This window comes from Candidatus Binataceae bacterium (genome assembly GCA_035508495.1).
Classification (GTDB): domain Bacteria; phylum Desulfobacterota; class Binatia; order Binatales; family Binataceae; genus JASHPB01.
In genome coordinates, this window is the sequence record DATJMX010000062.1 from 1 (window position 1) to 9,335 (window position 9,335).

Here is a 9,335-nt window from a genome sequence, read left to right on the forward strand (position 1 = left end):
CGCGGCGTTCTTCGGGATCGGGGAGTTCTACGAGGATTTTCATCAGCTGACCGACGCCGAGGTCATCCGCCTGCTGGAGCAAGCCCAGCCGGCATCGCTGCGGCCGTGAGGCTGACGAGAAGCCCAAACTTTCGGTTCAACCGTTGTCGAAGGTCCACGAAAATTCGATTGATAATCAATTAACTGACCAAATGTGGACATGCTCTGATCGGCGGTGCAATGGACTACAGTTCGCGAGTTCCAGGGAATGAGGGGTGTTCGAAAGATAGATTCGACCCGTAGCTGCGACTGGTTACTTCAAATACGGAGCCAGGAATGATGAACAATCGAAGCATGCGACGAGAACTCACACTATGCGTAATCGGACTGCTCCTGATCACAGCGAGTTCGGCAGCAGCCCAAGATGAAATTCCGCGAAGCATCGTCGACCGGGGCCGCAGCCTGTATAGCAGCCTGTGCGCGAGTTGCCACGGAGAGAATGGCAAGGGCGACGGCCCGATGGTTCCTGAGCTCAGGGCCAAACCCATCGATCTAACTCAAATTGCACGCCAGAATAACGGCAACTTCCCATTTTGGCATGTATTTCATGCAATCGATGGACGCTCAATTCCACGTGCCCACGGAGGGCCGGACATGCCCGTATGGGGCAGCGTTCCTGAGCCTATCTTTGGTAATAAGTTCCCGACTGAAGAATGGATGGTGACCGTAACTTTCTATATCGAGTCGATCCAGGAGAAATAGATTACGTCTCGATTTGTCTCGCGTAATCCTGTTGTTCTTCGACGACACCTTGGGGTGGTGCCTCTGACACTTATGCTTCGCTGGCGAATGCCGTGCGTTTTGTGTCGCGTCGCATTGACCGTCTGTCCGGCTTTTCGCCCGGTGGGAACGGACCGCGACGGCGAAGGATGTCGCCGGCGGGCGGCTCGACTTTGATTACATCGGCGCCCAGATCGGCCATCAGCTGGGCGCCGAATGCGGCCGCTATTCCTTCGCCGCATTCGACGACCCCGAGGCCGCTCAGGATTGCGCCAGTGCGACGATCGTCACCAGAGTTGGCTTGCTCATAGTCGCGATTTACCACGAAACGGGCGCAACGAAACATCCGCACCCGAAAAAAAACGCGCGATTCTGCATCGGTGCTTGACCCGCGCGACATACGGGCAGTATGCAAGTGAAGGATCGCCGGGAGGTTGTCATGGAAACCCGTGTCGACGAAATCGCCGATCGCATCTACCGCGTCTCCACTTTCGTTTCGCCGGTCGGTTTCAACTTCAACCAGTTCCTCATCGATGGCGACGAGCCGATGCTGTTTCACACCGGCCAGCGTTCGCTGTTTCCATCCGTGTCCGAGGCCGTTGCGCGGATTATCGACCTCAAGCGGCTCAAGTGGATAACCTTCAGTCACATCGAGTCCGACGAGTGCGGCGCCCTCGACCAGTGGCTCGCGGCCGCGCCCGATGCGACCGCGGCGCACAGCGTCATTGGTTGCAACACCTGGCTCAATGACAGCGCGCCGCGTCCGCCGCGTCCGCTCAAGAATAATGAACTGCTCGAGCTCGGCGGCAAACGCGTGCGCCACCTTGACACTCCGCACGTTCCCCATTCATGGGACGCCGGTCTGATATTCGAGGAGACCACGCGCACACTTTTCAGCAGCGATTTGCTGTTTCAGTTTGGCGATACGCCGCCGCTCGCAAGCGGCGACATTCTGGCGCCCGCAATTGTCGCGGAGGAAAGATTTCACGCCACTCCGATCACGGCGGAGGCGCCCAAGGTCGTGCGGCAGCTCGCGGCGCTCGAGCCCAAGACGATCGCCATCATGCACGGCTCTTCGATTTCCGGCGAAGTGTGCCCAGTGCTCGAAGGACTCGCCGATTACTATGATCGCCATCTTCGCGACGCGCTGAGCGCGTAACCATTTCTATTTTCGGAAATCGTGGGATAACTTCGCCGCACCATCGCGCAAACGGAGATCGACTATGAACTTCATCGAACAGTTGGACCCCGAACTCAAAGTGATGTTGGAGAAGATGCCGACTGACCGCCCTCTCGATCTGAGCGAGATACCTGCGGCGCGGGGCAAGATGAAGAAGATGGTAACCATGATGCTGGCGGACCTGCCCGCGGTCGAAGGCGTAGCCAGCCAGGATCGCTTCGCAAAGGGCCGCCCCGGCGATCCCGATGTGCGCCTACGCGTTTGTCGGCCGGACAATCAGCCGGGCAAGCTCCCTGCCCTGCTCTGGATCCACGGCGGCGGCTACGTGATGGGAGATATCGAGCAGGACGACCGTTTGATGAAGCAGATCGCGAAGCGAATCGGATGCGTCGCGGCCTCGGTTGACTATCGGTTAGCGCCGGAGCATCCGTTTCCCGCACCGGTTGAGGATTGTTACTCGGCGCTGAAGTGGCTATTTGCCAATGCCGGCGAGCTCGGTATCGATCCGTCGCGGATCGCGATCGGCGGCGCGAGCGGCGGTGGCGGCCTCTGCGCGGGACTGGCGTTGATGACGCGCGATCGCCGCGAGGTAAAACCCTCGTTCCAGCTTCTCATCTACCCGATGATCGATGATCGCAATGTCACGCCCGCGAGTCACGCGATTACCGATCCGCGAGTATGGAATCGCGAGAGCAATCGCCTCGGCTGGAAAGCCTATCTCGGCCGCGACGGCGGCGGCGCCGGCGTATCGCCTTATGCGGCCGCCACGCGCGCGACAGATCTGACTGGTCTACCGCCGGCCTACATTCCGGTGGGCGCGCTCGATCTTTTTATCGACGAGAATATCGAGTACGCGCAACGTCTCATCCAGGCCGGCGTGCCGACCGAGCTCCACGTTTATCCCGGCGCGTTCCACGGTTTCGATCTCTTCGCGCCGTCGGCCAAGGTCTCCAAGCAATTCAAAGCCGACCGCGACGAGGCATTGAAGCGGGCGCTGCACGGATAGCTCGTGGATTTTCGTCAATTCGTGAAAAGTTCGTGAGGTAAATCTCATTCGCGGTCGCGATTCTCTCGCCTTGTTCAGGCGTTGTCGCTTGGTATGCAACTGGCTACCAGACGATGCTCAAGATTCTGAGATCAGTGAATTCCGCGAACGTTCTTTATTCCTTGAGCGGTCGAATCGACCGGGAACACATCGCGGAGTTGCAAGCGGCATTCGATGCGGAGACACTACCAATCAAGCTCGACCTGCGCGAAGTCAGGCGTGTCGATCGCGAGGTCGTGCCGACCATCGCACGCTGGAGCGCCTCGCGAATCGAGCTTCTAAATTGCCCCGCCTACTTGCGGAACTGGATCGGCAAAACCCGGAATGATTCCTAAATACCCCTGAACAGATGCTTGTTGATCCTGAGCGTGCGGATTTTCGATTCGAGCGTCGAGGGCCGCATGCCGAGCTTGGCCGCCGCGCCCATCGGGCCGGCAACCCGTCCGCGCGTTTCGGCCAGCGCCTTCTCAATCGTATCGCGTTCCTGTTTTTCGATCGCTCGAACAAGCGGCTGATGCGCGTCCGGCGCCGGCTGCGGCGGATCCAAAGGCAGCCAGCTCTCGTCCACCGAAAAGGTCTCCGTATCGCAAAGAATGACTGACCTTTCGATGACGTTCTGAAGTTCGCGCACATTTCCCGGCCATGGATACGAGCGCAGCAGATCCATGCTCTTGCGATCGATGTTCTTGATCTTCTTGCCGGCCGAGGTCGCATAGCGCTCGATGAAGTATTCGACCAGCATCGGGATGTCATCGCTGCGCTCGCGCAGCGGCGGCAGTTCGATCGGAAAAACGTTGAGCCGATAGAACAGATCGCGACGAAAGGCACCCGCCTCGATCGCCACGGCGAGATCGCGATTCGTCGCCGTGATGAGACGAACGTCGGCACGAATCAGCCGCTCTCCGCCGACGCGCTCGAACTCGTGCTCCTGCAGCACGCGCAGCAGCGTGACCTGCGTTTCCGCGGGCAGGTCACCCACTTCGTCGAGAAACAGCGTGCCGCCCTGAGCCATCTCGAAGCGGCCGATTCGACGTTGCAGCGCTCCTGTGAATGCGCCTTTCTCGTGACCGAACAGCTCGGAAGCGATGAGGGATTGCGGAATCCCGGCGCAATTGACGCTGACGAAAGCTGCCGCCGCGCGCGCGGAACTCTTGTGAATCGCGCGCGCGATTAGTTCCTTGCCGGTGCCCGTCTCGCCGGTGATCAGCACCGTCGAGTCCGTGGGCGCTACCTTGGCCACGCGAGCAATTACTGCGTGCAGAGCTGGAGACGCGCCGATGACCTCTTCGAACAGCGAGGCTTTATCAACTTCCTCGCGCAGAGCGAGATTCTCATTTCTGACTCGCTCTTCGGCGAGCTTGCGGTTCTGGATTTCGGTGCCGACGGAATACCATCGCAGGATGTTTCCATCGGAATCGCGAAGCGGAAAAAAGCGCACCAGGAACCATCGGTATTGTCCGTCCTTGCCGCGAATCCGGGTTTCGAATTCGAACTCCTTTGCGCCTCCAAACGGAGGATCTAATCGCAATCTCTCAGCGTCCTCAGGATGGATCAACTTTTCGTACTCGGGCGAACGAAATTCTTCCAGTGTCATGCCCGCGTAGTCGAGTGCGACGCGATTTGCGTTAAGGCGGCTGCCGTCGGGACCGATGATCGCGATTTGCTGAGGAGCGTAATCGAGAATGTTGCGCAGCTCTTCTTCGCGGCCGCGCAGCTCGCGAGTCATCAGCTCATGCTCGGTCACATCGACGATCGTACCGAAGTAGCTCTTGAGTTCGCCGCTCTGCGAGACCGGACTGCCGACGCTGCGCAGGTACGATTGCTCACCGTTTGGTCGTATGATTCTAAACGTGTAGTCAAACGGGGCGCCCTGGGCGCCAGCCGCGGCGAGCGTTCGCCTCACGTGCTGGCGATCCTCGGGATGAACCAGGTCAAGAAAGTCGGGCATGACCGGCGGACTATCGCTCGGATCCATTCCGAAGATGCGGAACATCTGCCTCGACCATCGCGAGTGTCCGGTCGCGAGATCGAGCGCCCAGGTGCCAGTGCGCGCCACTTCCTCACCCTGGGTGAGAAAGGCCTCGCTGCGCTGAAGATCTCTGTAGAGCTGCGCGTTTTCCAGTGAGATCGCCGCTTGCGACGCCAGCAGCTTGAGCAATCGGATACTGCGCGCGCTGAACACATTCGGCGCCAGGTTATCCTCGAGATACAGCACGCCAATCCGCCTGGCCTGCTTCATCAGCGGCACGCACAAAACTGATAGCGCGTGCGTGCGCCTGACGTAGTGATCCGACGCAAAGGGCTCTGCTAAGGACGCATCGCTCAGCGTTACGATCTCGTGAGTTCGGATAGCCTCATTGAGGACGGACTCCGGCAACAGTTCGGAAATCGGCGCGTCGGGCGCGAAACAGATAGTCACCGTATCGCCGGCGGCGGTGGCTTCGGCCTCGGCGTGAAGCTCGTCGCCGTGCGGCAGAAGCAGGACCCCGCGCCTCGCCTTGGCGTGCTCGAGCGCCTTCGACATCAAAATGTGGATCAGCTTGTCGAGAACGATCTCGCCAGACACCGCCTCTGACGCTTTGATCCACAGGTCGAGGTCAAAGCCCTCACCCGCTATGTCGCTAGCCTGACTCAATTCGGGCTCCGAGCATCGATTACTGTGCTGCGATCAACGAATGTCAAATTACTGTTGTACGCTTGAGGCCCAAATAGTCGGCGCTCAAATCGATTCAGCCGAATGAAACCCGCGGTAGCTTTTCGTTTTGTAATGGCGTACCTAGCGGGCTAGCGGAGGGATATTCGCGATGGAGTCATTCAACGATGTTATGCGTGAGTTCTACGACGGCGAAGTCGGCGGAGAGGCGATCTATTCCGCGCTTCTGAGCTCGGCCCGCTCCGACGACGAGCGCTTCAAATTCAGCACGCTGCTTCAACTCGAGACAGAAACCAAGGCCTGGCTGCGAGCGCCGATGGTCGCGCGCGGACTCAACATCGAGGAAAGCGCGGCGGTCCGGGAAAAAGATGCGGCGCAGATGGAATCGTTCAAACCTCTCGCCTGGATGCAGAAGATGCAAGGAATGCGCGACTTCCTCGCGGGCGCAGTCGTCCCGCGCTATCAGGGCCATCTCAACGCCGCGCGCAAACGCGGCAATGCGGATGAGATCGCGATCTGCCTCCACATGGTCGAGCACGAGGAGGCTCAGCTCGAGTTCAGCCGCCGCGAGCTCGCCGGTGCCAGCTCAAAGGAATCGCTCGAGCCGGTGGTGAAGCATCTCAGGTATCCGATCTTGCGTTAACTACGAGTCAATTCTGGCCCAGCCAGGGCCTCGGCGGCGGACAACGTGCCTATGGCTCTCCCAGCTTCTTATTAAGCTCGTCGATGCGCAGTTCACCCTCACGCGTCTGGCCGCCCATCTTGAGAAATCTCTCCATGTTACGCCTGCCGCTCTCGGTCCGGATGAGTTGCTGAAAGAGGTAGCTCTCATCCTGCAATCCTTCGGCGAGCGGCTTGGTGGCTGAATTTATCGCCTCCTTGGAGAGCTTGACCGCTTCGACGGGGAAGGACGCGATGCGCCGCGCGAGGTTCATGACGTATGGCCCGATCTCATCGGCCGCCAGCGCGCGATTGAGATAGCCCCAGCGTTCCGCCAAATCGGCCGGCATGTCCACGCCGCCCAGGATGATCTCAACCGCGCGGTTGCGGCCGATCAAGCGCGGCAGCTTCTGGGTACCCGTTCCTCCCGGAAGGATGCCGAGCGGAACTTCCATCTGATTAATCTTGGTCTTCCCCAACACGCCGAAGCGCATATCGAATCCCATGCTGAACTCGCTGCCGCCGCCGCCGACGCGCCCTTCGATTTGCGCGATCGTGATTTTGTCCATCGTGGTCATGCGATTGCACATCGCGTGATAGTCATTGGATGCGGACCCTTCGCGGCTGGGCGGCTGGTCGATCGGAAACTGGAGGATCGCACTCACATCGAAGTGCGCTAGGAAAAAATCGGGATTCGCGCTCTTCAGGATGAAGACCAGGCACTCCTGATCTGCCTCGACCTCACGCGACATGCGGTCGAGCTCAGACCAGAGTTCCAGGGTAATGATGTTGATCGGCGGCGCGTCGACAGTAGCGATTACGATCTTGCCATCGCGAGCGAACTTGATGAGTTTGTATCCGGTGTAAGCCATGATTTCCTTCCTCTTGCTTGAGGCCATACTCCCAGACACCGCCGCAGTTCAAGCTTCAACTATATCCGCGACAGAAAAGTCTCGAGCATCGCGTTGGTCTGTGCCGGCTGCTCGAATTGGGGAAAATGATTCGCGCCATATACCTGCGCGAACCCTACGTCTTTCAGATGCGAGCGGATGAATGACTGGTCGGCCTGCGATGCAGTCAGCCACAGCACTGGCTGCTTGATGCCATCGGCAATAGCGGCGGTGTCGACGACCAGCCCTTCGAGCTCAGCGATCTTAACCGCATCCGGAGTCAGCGCTGCCTGCGCAACCGCGCGAGCATTCGCCGCGCGATCTCCCCGGGAATTGAAGTAACGGGAGTACATAGCCTTGAAGGCCGATTTTGACTTTGGCCCTTTGAGCGACTCGATCATCTGGCCGAGCGCATTTCCAAACGGACTGCTCGGGTCACCGAGCTTCGGCAGGGGCGTCAGTGACGTATCGACCAATACACCGGCCTTAATGAGCCTCGGGTTGGCACGGATAAATTCCAGTGTACCGGCGCCGCCACCGGCGTGACCGATAGCGACGACACCTCTGAGGCCCGCGGCGATCGTGACTGCCGCGATATCGCTTGCGTGCGTCGCTGCGTCATGGCCGGTGCCCGAGGTGGTTGATTTTCCATGGCCGCGGCGATCGAGCAACAGGATCCGATGCCGCTTGCCGAAGTGCTTCACCTGGGATGCCCACAGCTCATGGCTCGAGCACCAGCCATGAATCATCACTAGCGGCGGCTTGCCCATGTCCTTGCCGCTCAGCAGGTAGTAGATCCGAGTCCCGTCTGGACGTGTTAACGTAGCCATGTCGTCTGCTCCAATTGCGATCCATCTGAGTTTGGCCCAGAACCCGGCGGCAATGCCAGCGCGCTAGTGGCCCGTAACAGATGAAATGGTAGTGGGTTTGATACGCTGCGAAGGATCGCGATAGGTCCACTTGATGGGCTTGGGAGCTTGATTGTAGTGACGGATGTAACGCATGAGCTTGCGCGCCAAGTCGTGGACCGAGGTGAAGACGCCGCGGGCAATAACCTCGCGCTCGATTCTGGCGAACCAGTTTTCCACCTGGTTGAGCCAGGAGGAGTAAGTCGGAGTGAAGTGCAGATGGACTTTGGGGTGGGTGGCGAGGAATTGCTCAACCCGTGCGGTCTTATGCGCCGCAAGGTTATCGACAATCAGATGAATCTCCTTGCCGCGCGGCTGATTGATGACCAAGTCGGTGAGGAAAGCGACAAATTCCTGGCTGGTGTGACGCGCCGTGGTTTTGCCCAGCACCGCGCCGCTTCTGGTGTTGAGTGCGGCGTAGAGCGAAAGCGTGCCGTGGCGATAATATTCAAACCCGTGGCGCTCGAGCCGCCCCGGCGACAGCGGCAGCACTGGGTCGAGCCGGTCCAGGGCCTGGATGGCGGTTTTTTCATCGACGCAAAACACCGCCGCATGCTGCGGGGGTTTGACGTAGAGGCCGATAATATCGGCGGCCTTGGTCTCGAAGTCCGGGTCGTCGGAGGCCATATAGCGTTCGACCCGATGCGGCTTAAGCCCGGCGCGCTGCCAGACCCGCGCCACCATCATGTGGCTAATCCCCAACTGCTGAGCCAACTTGCGACTGCTCCAGTGCGTCGAACCATCGGCTGGAAGTCTGCGCGTCCAGTCCATAATCCTGGCCTCCAGCGCCGGGGTTCGTTTCTGCACTGCGCGTCCGGGGTGGCGCGAGTACAAGCCCGCCAACCGCTCAGATTCGAAACGCCCCTTCCAGCGGCTGATATAACTGGCGTTGCAACCCAGCACCCGGCCAATCGCCAGGTAGGATTTGCCTTGCGCCAACAACAAGATCAGCCGCGCGCGGCGTACATCCTCGGCCGGCAAGGTCCGCGAGCGCATTCGGTCTCTAAGTTCCGTGTCCTCACTCGGCGTCAAGCTGAAGCCTTCATCAAGCATGCTCCATGATACATTATGTCGCTCCCAATTTCAATGTTACAGGACACTAGTTCAGCGATGTGAAGCAATTCGGCCACCATCGCGTCCCGGGTGGGCTGATTACCGTAGTTCAGCTGTCGCGTGTCGGGCCACCCTGGAAAGTAAGGATCACGGCCATGCGCGACGACCGACTCGCCTTGTGTCGATC

10 protein-coding genes are annotated in these 9,335 nt (G+C 59.5%); 5 read left to right on the plus strand and 5 right to left on the minus strand.

Annotated features, from left to right (window positions below; translation table 11 throughout):
- The first annotated feature begins 318 nt into the window (after nt 1-318).
- Nucleotides 319-741: a cytochrome c gene (locus tag VMA09_18865; protein ID HUA35680.1), complete on the plus strand. Its 423-nt coding sequence runs from the start codon at nt 319-321 to the stop codon at nt 739-741.
- Between the two features lie 70 nt (nt 742-811).
- On the opposite strand, the gene VMA09_18870 is transcribed toward VMA09_18865, so the two are convergent.
- The gene (locus VMA09_18870; protein ID HUA35681.1) at nt 812-1,105 is read right to left on the minus strand and encodes a CoA transferase; all 294 of its coding nucleotides are present in this window, start codon (nt 1,103-1,105) and stop codon (nt 812-814) included.
- A 93-nt stretch (nt 1,106-1,198) separates the two neighbouring features.
- On the opposite strand from VMA09_18870, the gene VMA09_18875 reads away from it, so the two are divergent.
- The 3 genes from VMA09_18875 (at nt 1,199) to VMA09_18885 (ending at nt 3,319) form a co-directional block, all read left to right on the plus strand.
- Nucleotides 1,199-1,918, plus strand: a complete 720-nt coding sequence (locus VMA09_18875) for an MBL fold metallo-hydrolase (GenBank protein ID HUA35682.1) — start codon at nt 1,199-1,201, stop codon at nt 1,916-1,918.
- Between the two features lie 64 nt (nt 1,919-1,982).
- Nucleotides 1,983-2,945 (plus strand): alpha/beta hydrolase, encoded by a 963-nt coding sequence (locus VMA09_18880; protein HUA35683.1) that lies wholly within the window; start codon nt 1,983-1,985, stop codon nt 2,943-2,945.
- Nucleotides 2,946-3,106: 161 nt separating this feature from the next.
- Nucleotides 3,107-3,319 carry a hypothetical protein gene (locus VMA09_18885; GenBank protein ID HUA35684.1) on the plus strand — a complete coding sequence of 71 codons (213 nt, stop codon included), beginning with the start codon at nt 3,107-3,109 and terminating at the stop codon, nt 3,317-3,319.
- On the opposite strand, the gene VMA09_18890 is transcribed toward VMA09_18885, so the two are convergent.
- Complete coding sequence (locus VMA09_18890) at nt 3,316-5,619, minus strand: sigma 54-interacting transcriptional regulator (protein ID HUA35685.1); 2,304 nt, start codon at nt 5,617-5,619, stop codon at nt 3,316-3,318. The two genes, VMA09_18885 and VMA09_18890, sit on opposite strands and share 4 nt — an antisense overlap.
- Nucleotides 5,620-5,788: 169 nt before the next feature.
- Here VMA09_18890 and VMA09_18895 point away from each other — a divergent pair, with 169 nt between their 5' ends.
- A complete protein-coding gene (locus tag VMA09_18895) occupies nt 5,789-6,280 on the plus strand; it encodes a hypothetical protein (GenBank protein HUA35686.1) in 492 nt (163 codons plus the stop codon).
- A 49-nt stretch (nt 6,281-6,329) separates the two neighbouring features.
- Here the strand turns inward: VMA09_18895 and VMA09_18900 are convergent, their stop codons facing one another.
- The 3 genes from VMA09_18900 to VMA09_18910 all read right to left on the minus strand — a co-directional run bounded on the left by VMA09_18900 (nt 6,330) and on the right by VMA09_18910 (nt 9,148).
- Nucleotides 6,330-7,169 (minus strand): enoyl-CoA hydratase/isomerase family protein, encoded by an 840-nt coding sequence (locus VMA09_18900; GenBank protein ID HUA35687.1) that lies wholly within the window; start codon nt 7,167-7,169, stop codon nt 6,330-6,332.
- A gap of 59 nt (nt 7,170-7,228) precedes the next feature.
- Nucleotides 7,229-8,017 (minus strand): alpha/beta hydrolase, encoded by a 789-nt coding sequence (locus tag VMA09_18905; protein ID HUA35688.1) that lies wholly within the window; start codon nt 8,015-8,017, stop codon nt 7,229-7,231.
- 63 nt (nt 8,018-8,080) lie between these two features.
- Entirely contained in the window at nt 8,081-9,148 is a 1,068-nt protein-coding gene (locus VMA09_18910; GenBank protein HUA35689.1) for an IS630 family transposase, read from the minus strand.
- Between the last annotated feature and the right edge of the window lie 187 nt (nt 9,149-9,335).